The organism is Thiocapsa roseopersicina (genome assembly GCF_900106925.1).
In the GTDB taxonomy this organism is placed as follows: domain Bacteria; phylum Pseudomonadota; class Gammaproteobacteria; order Chromatiales; family Chromatiaceae; genus Thiocapsa; species Thiocapsa roseopersicina.
Genome location: NZ_FNNZ01000008.1, coordinates 132,415 through 149,175 on the forward strand (window position 1 = coordinate 132,415; position 16,761 = coordinate 149,175).

At 64.0% G+C, this 16,761-nt stretch carries 11 protein-coding genes; 4 read left to right on the plus strand and 7 right to left on the minus strand.

The annotated features are described in order from the left end of the window. Position 1 precedes the first annotated feature (1 nt). The 3 genes from phoR (at position 2) to BLV04_RS10535 (ending at position 5,334) form a co-directional block, all read left to right on the plus strand. On the plus strand, positions 2 to 1,435 hold the full coding sequence (gene phoR, locus BLV04_RS10525; protein ID WP_281241832.1) for a phosphate regulon sensor histidine kinase PhoR: 1,434 nt from the start codon (positions 2 to 4) through the stop codon (positions 1,433 to 1,435). A gap of 99 nt (positions 1,436 to 1,534) precedes the next feature. Continuing rightward, the gene (locus tag BLV04_RS10530) at positions 1,535 to 2,434 is read left to right on the plus strand and encodes a transporter substrate-binding domain-containing protein (RefSeq protein ID WP_093031154.1); all 900 of its coding nucleotides are present in this window, start codon (positions 1,535 to 1,537) and stop codon (positions 2,432 to 2,434) included. Positions 2,435 to 2,628: 194 nt separating this feature from the next. Beyond that, the gene (locus BLV04_RS10535; RefSeq protein ID WP_093031157.1) at positions 2,629 to 5,334 is read left to right on the plus strand and encodes a hybrid sensor histidine kinase/response regulator; all 2,706 of its coding nucleotides are present in this window, start codon (positions 2,629 to 2,631) and stop codon (positions 5,332 to 5,334) included. A gap of 232 nt (positions 5,335 to 5,566) precedes the next feature. On the opposite strand, the gene BLV04_RS10540 is transcribed toward BLV04_RS10535, so the two are convergent. The 5 genes from BLV04_RS10540 to aroA all read right to left on the minus strand — a co-directional run bounded on the left by BLV04_RS10540 (position 5,567) and on the right by aroA (position 11,647). Beyond that, a complete protein-coding gene (locus BLV04_RS10540; RefSeq protein WP_093031160.1) occupies positions 5,567 to 7,108 on the minus strand; it encodes an aminotransferase class V-fold PLP-dependent enzyme in 1,542 nt (513 codons plus the stop codon). 267 nt (positions 7,109 to 7,375) lie between these two features. Beyond that, positions 7,376 to 7,717 carry an integration host factor subunit beta gene (locus tag BLV04_RS10545; RefSeq protein WP_093031163.1) on the minus strand — a complete coding sequence of 114 codons (342 nt, stop codon included), beginning with the start codon at positions 7,715 to 7,717 and terminating at the stop codon, positions 7,376 to 7,378. Positions 7,718 to 7,803: 86 nt separating this feature from the next. Next, positions 7,804 to 9,483, minus strand: coding sequence for a 30S ribosomal protein S1 (gene rpsA / locus BLV04_RS10550; RefSeq protein WP_093031166.1), 1,680 nt, complete (start codon positions 9,481 to 9,483; stop codon positions 7,804 to 7,806). Between the two features lie 138 nt (positions 9,484 to 9,621). Then, the gene (cmk, locus tag BLV04_RS10555; protein WP_093031168.1) at positions 9,622 to 10,293 is read right to left on the minus strand and encodes a (d)CMP kinase; all 672 of its coding nucleotides are present in this window, start codon (positions 10,291 to 10,293) and stop codon (positions 9,622 to 9,624) included. A gap of 4 nt (positions 10,294 to 10,297) precedes the next feature. Beyond that, the gene (gene aroA / locus BLV04_RS10560) at positions 10,298 to 11,647 is read right to left on the minus strand and encodes a 3-phosphoshikimate 1-carboxyvinyltransferase (protein ID WP_093031171.1); all 1,350 of its coding nucleotides are present in this window, start codon (positions 11,645 to 11,647) and stop codon (positions 10,298 to 10,300) included. Between the two features lie 302 nt (positions 11,648 to 11,949). Between aroA and yhbY the strand changes: the two genes are divergently transcribed. Further along, on the plus strand, positions 11,950 to 12,252 hold the full coding sequence (gene yhbY, locus BLV04_RS10565) for a ribosome assembly RNA-binding protein YhbY (RefSeq protein ID WP_093031173.1): 303 nt from the start codon (positions 11,950 to 11,952) through the stop codon (positions 12,250 to 12,252). Between the two features lie 239 nt (positions 12,253 to 12,491). Here yhbY and BLV04_RS10570 read toward each other — a convergent pair whose 3' ends face one another. Together BLV04_RS10570 and BLV04_RS10575 are read right to left on the minus strand one after the other, a co-directional pair. Next, positions 12,492 to 15,476 (minus strand): hypothetical protein, encoded by a 2,985-nt coding sequence (locus BLV04_RS10570; protein ID WP_093031176.1) that lies wholly within the window; start codon positions 15,474 to 15,476, stop codon positions 12,492 to 12,494. Positions 15,477 to 15,938: 462 nt separating this feature from the next. After that, a complete protein-coding gene (locus tag BLV04_RS10575) occupies positions 15,939 to 16,760 on the minus strand; it encodes a hypothetical protein (RefSeq protein ID WP_093031179.1) in 822 nt (273 codons plus the stop codon). Position 16,761 lies beyond the last annotated feature (1 nt).

The window sequence follows — 16,761 nt, forward strand, 5'->3', positions numbered from 1 at the left end:
ATTGGCCGGTAAGCCACACCCACGGGGAGAGTCCTGGCGTCGCGCCCTGTCGTTCGAGTTTTGGCTGTTCACGGCCACGATCGTCCTGTGCACCGCGCCGTGGCTGATCGCACCCGACTGGGCTTGGGCCTGGACGCCGGTCCTCGTCGCCTATCTGCTGCGCCATCTCTACCTGCTCGCGCATCTCGCGCTGCTGATCCGGCGTCACCACCGGCTCACCCCACCCTTTCCGCGCGGGCTCTGGGGCGAGATCTATCGCAGCATCGCGCAGTATCAGCAACGCGGGCGCAAGGGCCGCAAGCGCCAGATCCGCTTCACCCGCCGCTTCCGCGAGGCGGCCAACGCGGTACCGGACGGTCTGGTCATCCTCGACAAGCTGCATCGGGTGGATTGGGCGAATCCCGCCGCGGCGACCCTGATGAACGTGCACTGGCCCGAGGACGACGGGCGGCCGCTATTCGAGATCCTGACCCATCCGGATCTCAAAGACTTCGTCGAGACCGGCGAGTCGTTGCGGCCGATGGAGCTCGCCCCGGAGCACAACCGAGCCCTGATGCTGTCGCTGCGCATCACCCCCTTCGGCGAGCGCAAACGCCAGCGCCTCGTCGTCGCGCGCGACATCACCAAGATCTATCACCTGAACATGATCCGGCGCGACTTCGTCGCCAACGCCTCGCATGAGCTGCGCACGCCCCTGACCGTCATCGCCGGCTTCCTCGAGAGCCTGATCGACGCCTCGGCCACGCCGCCGAATCATCGTCGCCCCTTGACCCTGATGCACAATCAGGCCGAGCGCATGCGTCTCATCATCGAAGACCTGCTGACACTCTCGCGCCTGGAGATGCATGAGCACCCGGAGGTGCAGGAGCCTGTCGATGTCCCGGACGAGCTGCATCTGATCCTTCAAGAGGCCCATGCACTGAGCAACGGTCGGCACGGATTTTCGACCGACATCGACGAGAATCTGCTCTTGCTCGGGAGCTCGCCCGAGCTGCGCAGCGCCTTCTCCAATCTCATCTTCAACGCGGTCAAGCATACGCCCGACGGTACCGAGATCCGTATCCGCTGGGCGGCATGGAGCGACAGCCTGGAGCTGCGCGTCGAAGACAACGGACCCGGCATCGAGCCCGAGCATTTACCAAGGCTGACGGAACGCTTTTATCGCATCGACAAGGCCCGCTCGCGCGAATCCGGAGGCACCGGGCTCGGTCTCGCCATCGTCAAGCACATCATGAACCGACACGATGCGCGCCTGCTGATCGCAAGCGAGATCGATCGGGGCTCGACCTTTACGTGCGTCTTCCCGCGTGATCGAGCCATTGCCCGAGAAGACCCCGAGCACGCCGGTCCACGCCGGGCAGCTCCGGAGCCGACAGCCGAGACCCACGCCCCCGCCGCGCCGGAAGCCGTACCGCCGCTTCGGGCACGGGGATGACACCCGTAACAAGGGGTGCTCGACGGCTTGTCGATGTGTGCACGCAGGGGTAGGATCCCGACTCGGTCCCGGTCGAAACAGGTCCCGGAGGATTCGCTGATGAACGACTTAAGCAAAGCTCTCACGTTCGGCTGTGCTCTGGTCCTCGCCGGACTGTCCACGACCACTTGGTGCGCCGATCTCGACGAGATTCGGGAGCGCGGCGAATTGCGCCATCTCGGCATCAAATACGCCAACTTCGTCACCGGCTCCGGTGACGGTTTCGACGTGGAATTGGTGAAAGGCTTTGCGCAGGATCTAGGTGTCGACTACGTCCTCGTCGACACGAATTTCTACAACGTCATGCGCGATCTGTTGGGCAAGGACGTGGTGCGCAACGGCTCGGAGGTCACCCTCGAAGGCGACTACCCGGTCCGCGGGGATATGATCGCGGCCGGATTTACGATGCTCCCCTGGCGCGAGCAGGTGCTGCTGTATTCACAACCCACCTTTCCGTCTCAAGTCCTCTTGGTGGCCCGCTCGGAATCCGAGCTTTCCCCGATCGCGGGTAGCGACGACCTGTCCCATGATATCCTTCAAACCAAATCGCTGATTGGATCGAAAAGCCTCTTGGTGATGGAGCGAACCTGTCTCGACCCCGCCAACTACGGCCTGACAGGTTCGGGGGTCGATCTAAAGTCCTACACCAGAAGCTCAAACCTCAACGAGATGGTCCCGGCGCTGCTCAACGAAGAGGCCGAGCTGACCCTGTTGGACGTCCCGGATGCCATTCTCGATCTAAAGAAATGGGCCGGAGCCATCAAGATCATCGGCCCCATCTCGGAACATCAGGATCTTGCCGCCGCTTTCCCGAAGAGCGCACCCGCTCTGCGCGACGCCTTCGACGATTACCTCGCGAGAATCAAGGCCGATGGCACCTACGATCGCTTGGTCGACAAATACTACCCGGGGATCCGCCGTTACTTTCCGGAGTTCTTTGACCCTAGGTCCGGTAGTTGACCGCTCCGTGCTTCATGCAAGGGTTCTACGGCCTTGACGATCGCGGTCATCCGAGGGCTCACCCGACGGGTGATGGCCGCTACAACCCTTGGAGCACGCTCCGAGCGGCTTGACACGATGCCGCGTCGACGTGCCTTCAGCGCTCGACAAACGCCCTCGGTCAACCGCGCGGGCATCAATCGATCCACACCAAGATGGCGTCGCTAGGTCGACTCGCCCCGCGTTGGCCGCTTCTTCTGGCGGTCGTCTTCTGCGTCTATACCCTTGTCCTGCTCTGGAACGTCTTCACCGCGCAAGACCTGCTGCGCGCCGCCGCGGACGCCCGATTGGTCGCGGACAGCCAACGTCGCGCGATCGCCGTGGGCGACTTCACCGCCGACCGCCGCAACAGCGCCGTGGACCTTGCCGAAAGCCATGAGATCGAGGCCTACCTGATCAATCTCGCCTTGGGCATGTCGTTGCAGTACGGACTGAACACCAATCTCGATGCCATCGAGCAGCGTTTCCGCCGACATGTCGAGCAGAAGACCTTGCGTGGATCGCCCCTCTACCAACGGATCCTCTACCGAGACGAGCAGGGCAAAACACTCGTCGACCTGCAACCCGCCGCGCCGCCCGTCGATCTCCCGGACGGATTCGAGCACGAATCCAAGGTCTCGATTCAAGGGGAATCGCACCGATTGATCGCGAGCGCTCCGGTGGTCCACAAAGGGATGTTCAAAGGCGTCGTCGTCACTGTCGGCAGTCTCGATCAACTCTCCTCGCTGCTGATCTCGAGCGGGGACGAGGAGACATCCTCGGCACGCTATCAGGAGCTGCTCGTCGGACCGAACGGCCTGGTGATTGCGCCGCCCGGTCCCGAGATCGGGGTCGATCCCGAGTTGGCGCACGCCCTTGCCCGCTTGCCCGAAGACACCCTGCTGCCGATCGGCGCGGGCCCGGACCGTCGGGCGGATCTGGAGGGGTGGCTGGCGGTGCGCAGCCCGGTCGCGGGTACGCCTTTATCGCTCCTCACCTTGATGACGGAAGCCTCCGCCTACGGCCATCTCAGCTCGAGGCTCTTTCTCTACACCTTGGGTGCCTTTCCCTTCGTGCTGCTGTTTGCGGCGGTCGCCTTCGATCGCATGCGGTTGCGGGCGATTCGATTCGAAGAAAAGTACGCCGAATCGGATCGTCTGCGCGACCGTTTGGAACATCAGAATCACCGCCTCTCCGAGGAGATCGCGCGCCGCGAGGCATTGGAGCAGGATCTGCGCGACAACACCCGTCGGCTCGAGGAGATGGCGGAATCCCTGAAGACCAGCGTCGCGCGAGCCGAGGAAGCCAGCCGCGCGAAATCCGAATTTCTGGCTGCCATGAGCCACGAGATCCGGACACCGATGAACGGCATCATCGGGATGACCGAGCTGGCCTTGGAGACACGGCTGACGGACGAGCAACGTGACTGTCTCGACGTCGTGAAGTCGTCGGCCGACGGCCTCCTGACCATCATCAACGATATCCTCGATTTCTCGAAGATCGAGGCCGGTAAGCTGGCGGTCGAGTCGATCGATCTCGATCTGCATGCACTCGTCAACGAGATCATGCGCTCCTTACGGGTCAAGTCGCGGGAGAAACCGCTCGAGCTCATCAGCGAGCTTGCGCCGGGCGTCCCGCGCCGTTTGATCGGCGACCCGGGCCGCCTGCGGCAGATCCTCGTCAACCTCCTGAACAACGCAATCAAATTTACCGAGCAGGGCGAGGTCGCTCTGCACGTGGATGCAGGGCCGATCGCCGAAGACCGGGTGGAGGTTCATTTCGCCGTGCGCGACACCGGCATCGGCATCTCCGCGGAGAACCAGAGACGCATCTTCGATGCCTTCTCTCAGGAGGACGGCTCGATCACGCGTCGTTTCGGCGGTACCGGACTGGGTCTGACGATCTCCAGTCGGTTGGCCGCGTTGATGGGTGGGCGCATCTGGGTCGAGAGCACGCTCGGCGAGGGCAGCACCTTCCATGTGGCCCTGCCGCTCGGCGTCGGCGATGGGGAATTCGCGGCGCAGCAACTGCCCGAGCTGAGCGGAAAGCGCGTCTTGCTGGTCGACGACAACGCGGTCAATCGCCGAATTCTCTGCCGCATGCTTGTGCCGTGGGGTATGCAGGTGACCGAGGCGCGCAACGGAACCGAATGTCTCGCCGTCGTCGCCGATCCGGACATCCGGGCCTTCGATCTGCTCCTGATCGACTACGAGATGCCCGATCTCGATGGTTTCGCGGTCGTCTCCGCGCTCGCGCAGACCCCGCGAACGCGACACCTCGAGATGATCATGCTCTCCTCGGGGGTCATTCCGGGCCATGCCGAGCGCTGCCGGGACCTCGGCATCCATGCCCTTCTCGCCAAACCCGTCGCCTACGACGATCTGCTGAAAGCCGTGCAAAACGCCTTGGGCGAGCGCACGCGGGAGACGGCACCCGAGGCCCCGCCTGCAGCCCGTTCACCGCGGCAAGCCGGGAAGGCTCTCAAGATCCTGCTGGCCGAGGACAACCTGGTCAATCAGAAGCTAATGACCAAGCTTCTCGGCAAATGGGGCCATGACGTCACCCTGGCCAACAACGGCCGCGAGGCCTTGGAGCAGGCCGAGCGCGACGCCTTCGATCTGATTCTCATGGACATGCAGATGCCGGTCATGGGGGGATTGGAGGCGACCCGGCTGATCCGCGAGCGCGAGGGCGCCGACCCGACGTCGCCACGCATCCCGATTCACGCCCTGACGGCTGCCGCGCTCCCGGAAGAGCGCGCGGCTGCATTGGCTTCAGGTGTGGATGGTTATCTCACCAAGCCGCTCGACCGAATCGTATTGCTCGACCTGCTCGAGCGTCTCGCGATGGCTCCCGACACGCGGATAGAGCTACCTGCTTAGCCCCGCAACCGTCGGATCCGGGCCCACCGGAGCCGCGATCCGGGGCGAGATTTCCGGGAAGGCATCGACCCTGTAGGGGCGACTCAGGTCGCCCCTACAGCCCCTACCGCCCCTACCGCCCCTTCAGGGTGTTTGTTCCCGGAAATCGCCTAAACCGCGCCGTCTCCAGCGGTCGTCAAAACCGCCGGGGACGATCCCATCCAAAAGCATCGCACACCGCACTGGGCGCGGTTTAGGTACTCTGCGTCAAGCCGCTTCGAGCGATGTGATCGACGAGTCGGCCAAAGACATAATCGACCTCGTCGTAGCTGTTGTAGACACCGTGGGTCGAGATCCGGAACCCGATCCGGTCGTCGGCCGGCGCGAGCTGGCTGCTGCGCCAGGTCACGGAGCGAATGTAGACCTTGGGCGTCTCCCCCGCGAGGTCACTCAGGATCTTGTTGATTGCGGTATTCATCGCCGCGAAGCTCGCGGCCTCGTCTCTGGCCGCAAATGGATTGAAGCAGGTCAGCGCGGTGGCAAACCGCGCGTCCGGGTGCTCCTGTACCCAGAGCGCATTGCGCCCCCATTGGCCCGCAATCAACCCCTTGAGATGGTTGCCGAGCGCGACGCCGCGCTCGTAGATCGGCTGCACCCCGATCCGATCGAAGAAGCTCAAGGCGTCGGTCATGGCATAGACCGCGGGGGTATTGCTCTCGCCCCGAAACTGCATGTAGACGCTCGGGTTCCAGGCCCGACTCTCGGACCAGGAGCTCGGATCGGCAAAGAGATTCCCGTACAGGAAGAAATTGCCCATCGCGAACGGCGGCAACGGATTGGCGGCCCCGTCCGAGGTGCGGACATAGAGGATGCCGGTACCCGGTCCGCCGCAGAGCCATTTGTGACCCGCCCCCGCGATGAAATCCGCACCGTAGGCGTGACAATCGATGGGCAGCATCCCCCAGCCATGGGCGGAGTCGATGATCGAGAAGGCGCCGTAGGCGCGCGCCAGGGCGCACAACTCGGGAATCGGCATCCGGAGACCGTTCTTGTAGAAGATCTCCGAGATGGCGAGATATTGCTTGTTGTCGGCCCCCAAGGGTGCGGCGAGCGCGGGCTCGAACCAATCCAGGACGTCCGAGACACCGACGGCATCGGTGAAGCGCGAAGGGATATCGACGACGACGACCTCGACCCCGTGGTAGTCCCTCGCCCAGGCAATCGGGCCAGCCAGGGCGGGGTGCTCGAAGCTGGTCGTCACGATCCGATCGCCCGGCTTCCAGGGTGTGCCGGCAAAGATGAGATTGCAGGCGTCGGTCGTGTTGTAGCTCAGCACGATCTCGTCGGCGTTCGCGCCGTAAACCGCCGCGACCATGGCCTGACGTGCGCCGGTCGCGGAGGGCAAGATCGGAAACAGCGCAGGTGCCTCGGCCGCCAGGTTGGCCGACCAGCTCAGCGGATCCGCGGCTTTGTAGCGGTTGTAGACGGCGAGATTGTTCAGCACGAACTCGGGCGGCGAGCCGGTGGTCCCGGTGTTCATATGGATGTAGTCGTCCGCCAACGGGAAGGCTTGGCGGACCCGATGCCAGTACGCCTCGCCCGTCGGTCGCCCGGAGATGCTCGGCGGGGCCAACAGCTCCCGGCCGAACCGACCCGGCGGAACCCCGGGCGGGCCCGCTTTGCCCTTGGCCAGAACCTCCCCCGGTCCGACCAGTCCCGCCGCAACGGTCGCCGATGCAAAACCCTTCAGAAAATCACGCCGATCAAGGCCCGAACCCTGCTTATTCGCTGTCATCCCACACACCCCTTGCGCTGAAGATCGATTGGGAGCAATCCACTCTCTGGTGAACCGCTCATGCCATGGCACACCGACCGCGCGGTCCCGACCGGAAGCTTCGAAAGGGGTCGCACTCGCACGACCCCGCATCGATCGCTGGGGACCGAACGGCACGGGTGAGGCGAGCTTAACAGGATCGATCGACAGACCTGTGACGGAGATCACAGGGCGGGGAGGTTCAGGACCGAAAGGGCACCGCAGAATGCGGTGCCCGGTGTGACAGTGTCAGCGAGAGGACGCGACGAGCGGGATGCGCTCTTCTTCCTGCGTACCCTGCTCGTCTTGAAACGCTTGGTTGACGCGGTCCCGGAGCTCCTTGCCGGGCTTGAAATGGGGGACATGCTTCCCGGCCAAGGCGACCGAGTCGCCTGTCTTCGGGTTACGCCCGATCCGGGGCGGCCGGTAGTGCAACGAAAAGCTTCCGAAACCTCGGATCTCGATCCGCTCGCCCGAGGCAAGTGCAGTACTCATGCGATCGAGGGTCTTTCGTACCGCCTCCTCCACGTCTTTGTAGGGAAGGTGGTCTTGCGCCGCCGCCAGAACGTCGATCAGCTCGGATTTTGTCATGGTGTCGACTCCTGGAAAAGGAGATGGGGCCCGCAATACGGGCCCCGCCTAAAGAGACATCAAGCAAGAGACATCGCGAAGGGGTATCAGCCCCCGCGCTGGGCCTCTTCCATCTGCTCTTTGAGGAGATCGCCGAGGGTGGTCGCGGTGGACGGATCGCGGGAGTAACCCTTGATCGCGGCCTGCTCTTCCTCGACATCCTTCGCCTTCATGGAGAGCGAAAGGGTGCGGTTCTTTCGGTCCACACCGAGGAACTTCGCTTCGATCTCTTCGCCGGCCTTCAGAACGGCACGTGCGTCCTCGATGCGGTCGCGCGAGATCTCCGAGGCACGCAGGTATCCTTCGACGCCGTCGGCCAAGGCGATGGTCGCGCCCTTGGGATCTACATCCAGGATGACGCCGGTGACGACGCTGCCCTTCTCGTGCAGGGCTACGAAGCTGGAGAAGGGATCCTTATCCAACTGCTTGACACCGAGGGAGATGCGCTCGCGCTCCGGATCGACCGACAGCACGACCGTTTCCAGCTCGTCGCCCTTCTTGTAGCGACGCAGGGCCTGCTCGCCGGCCTCGTCCCAGGAGATGTCGGAGAGATGCACCAGACCGTCGATGCCGCCGTCCAGACCGATGAAGATACCGAAGTCCGTGATGGACTTGATCTTGCCGGAGACGTGATCGCCCTTCTTGTGGGTGACCGCGAACTCGTCCCAGGGGTTCATCGCACACTGCTTGATGCCGAGCGAGATGCGACGACGCTCCTCGTCGATATCCAGCACCATGACCTCGACCTCGTCGCCGAGTGCCACGACCTTGCTCGGGTGGATGTTCTTGTTGGTCCAATCCATCTCGGAGACGTGGACCAGACCCTCGACACCCTCTTCGATCTCGACGAAGCAGCCGTAGTCGGCGATGTTGGTGACCTTGCCGAAGACACGGGTGCTCTCGGGATAACGGCGCGAGATATTGACCCAGGGGTCCTCGCCCATCTGCTTGAGGCCCAACGAGACGCGCTGCCGATCGCGGTCGAACTTGAGCACCTTCACGGTGACCTCGTCGCCGATCTCGACCACCTCGGAGGGATGCTTGACGCGACGCCAAGCCATATCCGTGATGTGCAGCAGACCGTCGATGCCGCCCAGATCCAGGAAGGCGCCGTAGTCGGTCAGGTTCTTGACGATACCCTTGACCTCCATGCCTTCTTCCAGGTTCTTCAGCAGCGTATCGCGCTCGGCGCTGTATTCCTCTTCCACCACGGCGCGGCGGGAGACGACGACATTGTTGCGCTTGCGGTCGAGCTTGATGACCTTGAATTCCTGCTCCTTGCCTTCGAGGTAGGTGGTGTCGCGCACGGGGCGCACGTCCACCAAGGAGCCCGGAAGGAAGGCGCGAACGGTGCCCAGGTCGACGGTGAAACCGCCCTTGACCTTGCCGTTGATCATGCCCTTGACGGTGTCGGCAGCCTCGAACGCCTTCTCCAGATGATCCCATGCGGCGAACCGCTTTGCCTTCTCGCGCGAGAGACGGGTCACGCCGAAGCCGTCTTCGACCGCGTCCAGGGCAACCTCGACCTCGTCGCCGACCGCGACCTCGAGCTGGCCATCCGGGCCGATGAATTGAATTCTGGGGATCACGCCCTCGGACTTGAGCCCGGCATTGATCACAACGTTGTCGGAGGTGATCTCGATCACGGTTCCGATGACGATGGTGCCCGGCTGCAGTTGAGTGGTGCTCAGACTCTGTTCAAATAGTTCGGCAAAGCTTTCGGTCATAAGATGAAATTATCCTGAAGACGGCGCGCTGACCCGTCCCATCCGGGACGAGGGGTATGAATGAGATGAAAAGATCGGCGCATTCGGCACCGACCCGACCGGATCGACAGGGGTCCCGCTGGACGGACTGCCGATTTCTTAGAGGACCAGCTCCGGAAAGACGCGCCTCACCTCTTTCAGGACCCGATCGAGCACTGCTTCGATAGACATCACGGTGGAATCCACGATCACCGCGTCGTCCGCGGCACACAAGGGTGCCACGCTGCGACCGCGATCACGCGCATCCCGCGCCCGGATGTCTTCTACAAGGTCGGGGAGATTAGCATCCAACCCCTTTCCTTTCAACTGTTTATACCGGCGATCCGCACGCACCTCGGCGCTGGCGTCGAGAAAGATCTTCAACGGGGCCAGCGGGAACACGACCGTGCCCATGTCGCGCCCGTCGGCCACCAGGCCCGGCGGGCAGGCCATGGCGCGTTGGCGCTGCAGCAAGGCATCGCGCACCGGCGGATGCACGGCGACACGCGAGGCCGCCATCCCCGCCTGCTCGGTGCGGATCGCCTCGCTGACGTCCTCGCCGTCCAGGAGCACCCGGCCCGAGACGAAGTCGACCGGCAGGTCGGCCGCGACCTCCGCGACGGCGTCGGCATCGTCGAGCGACACCCCGCGGCGCTCCGCGGCCAGACCGAGCACGCGGTAGAGCGCGCCGCTGTCCAGACAGCGCCAGCCGAGTCGGTCCGACAGCAGCTCGGCAATCGTTCCCTTGCCCGTCCCGGACGGGCCGTCGATGGTGATCACCGGGACCGGCATCGCCTCAGCCCCGCGTCGCTTGGATGCTCAAGCCGGCCGTTGCTGCCAGCTCGACGAATCCCGGGAAGGAGGTCTCGACGTTGGCGCAGTCCCGGATCGCGACCGGGCCGCTCGCCCGCAAGGCCGCGATGGCGAAGGACATGGCGATCCGATGGTCGCCATGTGCGTCGATCCAGGGCGCATCGCCCGCATCCGGACCGCTCGTCGAGCCCAGCGACCCGCCGAAGATGCGCATCCCGTCCGGCAGCGGCTCGGCGCACACCCCGAGCTTGGCCAGACCGTCGGCCATCACCTGGATGCGGTCGCTCTCCTTCACCCGCAGCTCCTCGGCGCCGGTGAGGATGGTCTCGCCCTCGGCGCAGGCCGCCGCGATGAAAAGGACCGGCAGCTCGTCGATCGCCAGCGGAACCTGATCGACCGGGATGCGGATCCCGCGCAGACGCGCATGACGCACCCGGATATCGGCCACCGGCTCGCCGCCGGCCGTGCGCCGATCCATCAGCTCGATGTCTCCGCCCATGGCGCGCAGGATGTTGATGACGCCGACCCGCGTCTGATTGATCCCGACCCCCTCGAGGATCAGATCGGAGCCCGGCGCGATACTGGCGCCGACCAGGAAAAACGCCGCCGAGGAGATATCCGCGGGTATCGTCAACCGACAGCCGGTCAGACGTCCGCCGCCGGTCAGACAGACCTTGGCCGCATGACGCCGAACCGAATAGCCGAAGGTGGTGAGCATGCGCTCGGTATGATCGCGCGTCGGCGCAGGCTCGGTCACGCACGTCTCGCCCTCGGCATAGAGGCCCGCCAGCAAGAGGCTCGATTTCACCTGCGCACTGGCCACCGGCATCAGATAGTCGAGACCCGTCAGACGTTCGACCGGCACGAGATCGAGCGGCGCCGTACCACCCTCGGTCGTGCCGATCCGAGCACCCATTTGCGCCAACGGCTCGGTCACGCGCCGCATCGGGCGTTTGGACAAAGAAGCATCGCCGACCAGGGTCACCGGGAACGACTGACCGGCCAAGAGACCCGAGAGCAAACGCATCGAGGTCCCCGAATTGCCCATGTCGAGCGGACCGTCGGGGGCGCGCAGGCCCCGCAACCCCACACCCTGCACGCGCACCTCGCCGCCGTCCGGCCCTTCGATCCGCACGCCCATGCGCCGGAAGGCGTTCAAGGTCGCCAAGGCATCCGCGCCCTCGAGAAACCCGCTGATGCGGGTCTCACCCTCCGCGATCGCGGCCAGCATGATCGAGCGATGCGAGATCGACTTGTCGCCGGGAACGCGCAGGCGCCCGCGCAAGGTGCCGCCCGGCGCGACCAGGTAGCGGGTATCCGAAGGCTGTGCCAAGTGCTCTCCCGCGCGACTGCGCCCGGAGGTTGAAAAGCCCGGTATGGTAGTCCTGCCGGGGGAGTCGGTAAACTGCGGAATCCGTAAACCTAGTGCAACGGTTCAGAGATCCCGAGACCGTCCGAGATCCTTCTCGTTGTCGTTGTCGACAACGACAACGACGACCGGGGTATCCTCTCGTCGAGTTGTCTGACTTATTTTTGAACCGCTGCTCAGCCATGCGCACGGTGTAGCATTCCGCCGACCGGCCGGCCGCCCGGCCGCGGCCGTCGAAAGGCATTCATTCCGTCATCAGGACCATCATGTCGATTACCGAAAAACAAAAACGCTGGCTCAAGAAGCAATCACACCACCTCAAACCCGTCGTCACGCTCGGGCAGCACGGGCTCACGGAGGCCGTGCTCGCCGAGATCGAGCTGGCGTTGAGCCACCACGAGCTGCTGAAGGTCAAGGTCAATGCCGGCGATCGCGAGGAGCGCGACGCCGCGATCGCGCTGATCGGCGAGCGCACCGAGGCCGTCCTGGTCGGGCGCATCGGTCATGTGGCGTCCTTCTATCGCGCCAATCCGGAAAAGCGCGATCCGATTCTGCTTCCGAACCTCTGAGGCACCCCTCCCGGGCCGGGTGGCGTTCGCTCTAGCGCGTCCACACCCAGCGGACCTGATGAGGTGCGTGTAGGGTGTAGCCACCTGTAGGTGCGAATTTATTCGCACAGCCCAGGCGGTGGCGTCGCCGAGCACCTCACGGGCGAACCCGGCGTGTGTGCGAATAAATTCGCACCTACATCCGGGCATGCGCAGTCAGATGATTATTCCGTGAAACTAATTTATTCCCGGAAACCGCCCTACCCCTTCACCTTCAACGTCCCGAGCATCCGCATGGTCCGTATCTTCAGCTCGACCCTGAACTCGACCTCCTGATCGGCGCTGGGCTCGACCTCGAGGGTGTAACCGGTCTCCTCGATGGTGGCGTTCTCGGGCAGCTTCTCGGGGTCGATGGTCACTATCCAGGTGCCCGGCTGCAGGCCGGCGAAGCGGAACTCGCCGTTGCCGTTGGTGAGACGGCGGTAGACCTGCTCGCCGTTGCGCACCTCGACCAGGATGCCGCCCAAGCCGCGGGAGGGTTTCAGCTCTTCTGACGTGGGCGGGGGCGGTGCCTTCACGCCCTGCCCGACGCGCACGAAGGTCTGCGACGGCAACAGGGCTGCGTCCGGCTCGTAGAGCTGTACCTTGCCGGCGATGGTCGCACCGCGGATGAAGGGCACGTCGATCGTCGCCCCGGCATCGAAATAGAGATCCACCGGCCGCGGCATCTCCAGCGTCGGGATCATCCCGACCGGGAGACTACCCCCCGCCAGCGTCAGGTCGTAGACGCCCAGCTTGACCGAGGGGAACATGAAATAGCCGTTCTCATCCGTAATCGCCACCAAGCGATCCAGCTTGAGCACCACATTGGACAGCCCGGTGCCGGTCTCTTGATCGAATGCACGGCCGCGCACGGTCGCCACATCCCGCCGGGGCACGGTCGGCACCTCGATCGGCACCATGTAGGAGAGCATGATGCTGTTCTCCATGTTCATGCCGTTGTCGTAAAGCTCGGCATAGCGCGAGCCATGGCGCGCCTGCACCGTAATCAGATCGCCGTTCTCGCGCGCGTGCCGATAGGCAATGTCGGCGATCACGCTGTTCTGCCCGTTGTATTGCTGACCCTGCACATTCAGGCTCAGGGTCGACTTGGGGCTGACGGCATAGCTCACACTCGCCCCGCCCGTGAACCGCGGTGCTTCATCGAAGGTGGCCGCGGCCTCGTTCTCCACAGAGAGATAGCCGCCCAGATTCAGACGCCGCGTCGCGCGCCAAAACAGCGACGCGCGAACCGCCTGCGTCGCGGAACTCTCGCCGGTGACCCGATCGTATTCCTCGCCCAGCTCGATGCTGGTGTTCAGACTCAGGTTGAGATCCTTGAAGCTCTTGCCGTAGCCGAATCGAATGCTGTTCTCGACCTCGTCGAAGGTCGGTGCCGGATTCAGATCGCTGCGCTGGCGACGACGCAGCTCCACCGAATAGCGGGTCTGGTCGGCCGTGCGCCAATTCAGGCCGACACCGGCCTCGTGCTCTTCGCTGTCCGGACCATACCAATCCCAGTCGTCCGGATCCAACGACCACCAATCCTCCTGGTCGTACTCGGCCAATTGCCGTGCCGTCTGGTGATCTCGATCATAGTGATACCAGGCACGCAGGCTCCAGGGCTTCTCCAGCGGCGCATAGTCGACATCCAGATAGGCTCGGTCCTGGTTCTGGTAATAGCCCGCATAGTCCGGCGAGGCATAGAGCAGGGTGAGCCGGTACCGCCAAGGCGCGCCCAGCTTGATCAGATTGCCCCAGAAGGCCATCCCGTCCCCGGCATCCCCGGTGCTGCCGGCCAGCTCGACATCCAAGGCCGTCTCGGCGCCCAGAGCGGCCTGCTGCCGCACGCCCAGGATCTGGCTGTGTCCATTCACGTTGTCGGTTTGATCGAGATAGCTCAGACCCAGGATCCAGGTCGGGCGCAATGCGTAAAGAAGCCCGAGTCCGGTTTGATGCCCCTGGTAATAGGCGTCCTCATCGTCGTCTCCGAAGTCGAAGGAGCCGACATGATAGGCGGAGAGCTCGATCCCTTCGCCGCGCCACGCGAAGCGCATCCCGCGTCCGCTGATCCCCGGATCGGTGAGCGGCGAGAGACCATAGGTCGCATCGCCGAGGGTCAGATCGAAATTGCGCCCGCGATAATCGACATAGAACCAATTGTCCTGACCGAAGATGGTGTCGTCCTCCAATCCGGGCCAGCGCAGCAGAAAGCTCAGGATGCGCTCTTGGGTGCCGTCGACGGACCCGCTGCCGGACCATTCCAGTTGCACGCCCGCGCCGTTCTCGCCGTCGTCCCGGCCGCTCCAGCTCCCGCCGACACGGCGCGTAAACAGGGTCTTGATGCTGTGCGGCGGCGCCTCCTTGCCGGTCACGCGCGGCAGGGTCTCCACACTGCGCTTGGCGGTATCCGTAAGGGTCTCGCCCTGCTCGCCCGCCGCCGCGGTCGCAGTCAGGCTGATCTCGTCCCAAGCCGGCTCGGTGACGGCAGGCGGGCGAACGGTCATCTCGATCGGCTGCGACTCGCCCGGCGCCAGCGTCAGGGTGCCGACCGCGGGCTCGATCTCGGACTCGCGGCTGCTCTGCGCGCCGTAGCCGACCGTGAGCGCCGTATTGCTGGAATTGACGATCTGAAAGACCGCGGTGTAGGGCTCGCTGGCGATGGCGATGGTCGGCAGTTCCAGGATATCGACCTGGAGCTTGAAGACGGGCCGTACCCGCACGGCCAAGGTCGAGCCACCCAAGGCGCCGGGACGACCACGGATGCCGACCTGATAGCTCACCCGATACTCGCCCGCCGCGATCCGCTCGGGCACGAAGAAGCTGACCAGGCGCATGGCCGAGCCGCCGGCGGGGAGCGTGAAGGGGAACTCGGGGGTAATAGCGCGCCAGCCCTCGGGCATCAGCAAACGACCCTCGAGGTCGGCCGCCGCACCGGTGCGGTTGGTGACTTGGAAGACGACGGTGACGACCTCGCGCGGGTCGACGGTCAAGACCCGCGAGTCCATCGCACGGACATCGACGCCGCGCGCTTGCGCGAAGACCGGCGAGGGCGTCAGGAGGAGTGCGAGAAGGACACAGGAGAGGAGTGCGAGACCCGGAAGCAGCCGCTCGATCCACCGCACACCGCGCCGGCCGCGCCCACCGTGCGATGGCGCGCGATGCGATGCAGTGTCTGAGCGATTACGGCCGGCGGGCCGGGACATCCGGAAAACCTCCGGGTCGCGGGCGTCGACAGTCTCGACCGCTGAGCGCTCGAAGGCTCACCGGCATGTCGGCCTTGCGCACGAACCCTGTCACCGCAGCCGCCCCGAGGGCGAGCGCCGCGCCGATCCGTACGTTGGCCGGACCGGTGGCGAGAGGATCCAGTGTCGTGCGTCACCCTTGACCGAGCTGTGCGACCCTTGAGGTTTGGTCAAGCGATCGCGGGTTGTTGTGATGATCCGTTGCGAGTCGGCGCCGCTTCATGGCTCCGCCATGACACGCGTCGCTCGCGGTTGTTGGTCCTCCCGAACGGAGGGCGCCGGGAAGGGGTCGACCCGCGCCTGTCCATGGCGGCGTCCTTGGTCTGACCCCGATCCGACGCCGACCGCCGGGAGAGGGTGACTCGTGTCCTTGGGCCGGTTGACCACCCGCTCCAGCGGGCGGTCAACCGGCCCAAGGAGAGATTATTCGATCTCCAATTCGACGTTGGCGCCGAAGAGGTTGTCGCCGGTGCCGTCGGCGACGACTAGGCCGAGGTATTTGCCGTTGAGGACCTGACCGAGATCGAGCTCGAAACGCGCCGATGTTCCGGGGTACAATCGTGTCGCAGGTCCTTGAAACTTGCCCACCGCACTGCCTGTTTCACTGTAAAGCTCAAGCGACAGACTCGGAATCAACCATCGTTGGCCTGAATTCTCAACATCAATGGCGAAGAGGCGTTTTCCCTCTTTCTTGATAATCTGTGGGTTGGTGAAGTTCAGGCCGACAGCCCCACCCTTTCCGATGTGAGTGACGACCTGAACGCCGTAGCGTGTAATCTGATTGATCTGCGCCGATCCTTCCGGGCGCTCTTGGGCTGACTCTTTAGACGTCTTCTCGATCGGCTCTACCATAATGAGGCTCCAGTAGGTCCCGGAGAAACCGGCACCTTGGCCCTTGGGCACGGTTACCTCGTAGTCGATTCGCTCGATGCCATTCGCCGGAATGCTGACCAATTCGCGACTCAGGGTGATCCAGTTTGCATTGGAGCGCTGAGATTTCCCCCGCTCTCCAAATTGGTTCGTGCCATCAGCCGCAAACGTATAATCCGTCTGAAAAAGCTTCGCTTCAGCCGGCGAGGCATCCGTATTTCGGAGGACAAACGTCCCGCGATATCGTTCTCCTGGCTGCGCGGTCTGCTCTTGTGTCATCGAACCTTCGAATATAATCCCGGCATGCAGCAACCCTGCCGACGATACCCCGAACAGGATAAGGGCAACCGCAAATAACGTTTTATGATTAAACATA

What these genes read in the sequence shown, in the direction of transcription:
- BLV04_RS10530 (WP_093031154.1), top strand. Translation starts at nt 1,535, where the DNA reads ATGAACGACTTAAGCAAAGCTCTCACGTTCGGCTGTGCTCTGGTCCTC.
- BLV04_RS10535 (WP_093031157.1), top strand. Translation starts at nt 2,629, where the DNA reads ATGGCGTCGCTAGGTCGACTCGCCCCGCGTTGGCCGCTTCTTCTGGCG.
- BLV04_RS10540 (WP_093031160.1), bottom strand. Translation starts at nt 7,108, where the DNA reads ATGACAGCGAATAAGCAGGGTTCGGGCCTTGATCGGCGTGATTTTCTG.
- BLV04_RS10545 (WP_093031163.1), bottom strand. Translation starts at nt 7,717, where the DNA reads ATGACAAAATCCGAGCTGATCGACGTTCTGGCGGCGGCGCAAGACCAC.
- rpsA (WP_093031166.1), bottom strand. Translation starts at nt 9,483, where the DNA reads ATGACCGAAAGCTTTGCCGAACTATTTGAACAGAGTCTGAGCACCACT.
- cmk (WP_093031168.1), bottom strand. Translation starts at nt 10,293, where the DNA reads ATGCCGGTCCCGGTGATCACCATCGACGGCCCGTCCGGGACGGGCAAG.
- yhbY (WP_093031173.1), top strand. Translation starts at nt 11,950, where the DNA reads ATGTCGATTACCGAAAAACAAAAACGCTGGCTCAAGAAGCAATCACAC.
- BLV04_RS10570 (WP_093031176.1), bottom strand. Translation starts at nt 15,476, where the DNA reads ATGTCCCGGCCCGCCGGCCGTAATCGCTCAGACACTGCATCGCATCGC.
- BLV04_RS10575 (WP_093031179.1), bottom strand. Translation starts at nt 16,760, where the DNA reads ATGTTTAATCATAAAACGTTATTTGCGGTTGCCCTTATCCTGTTCGGG.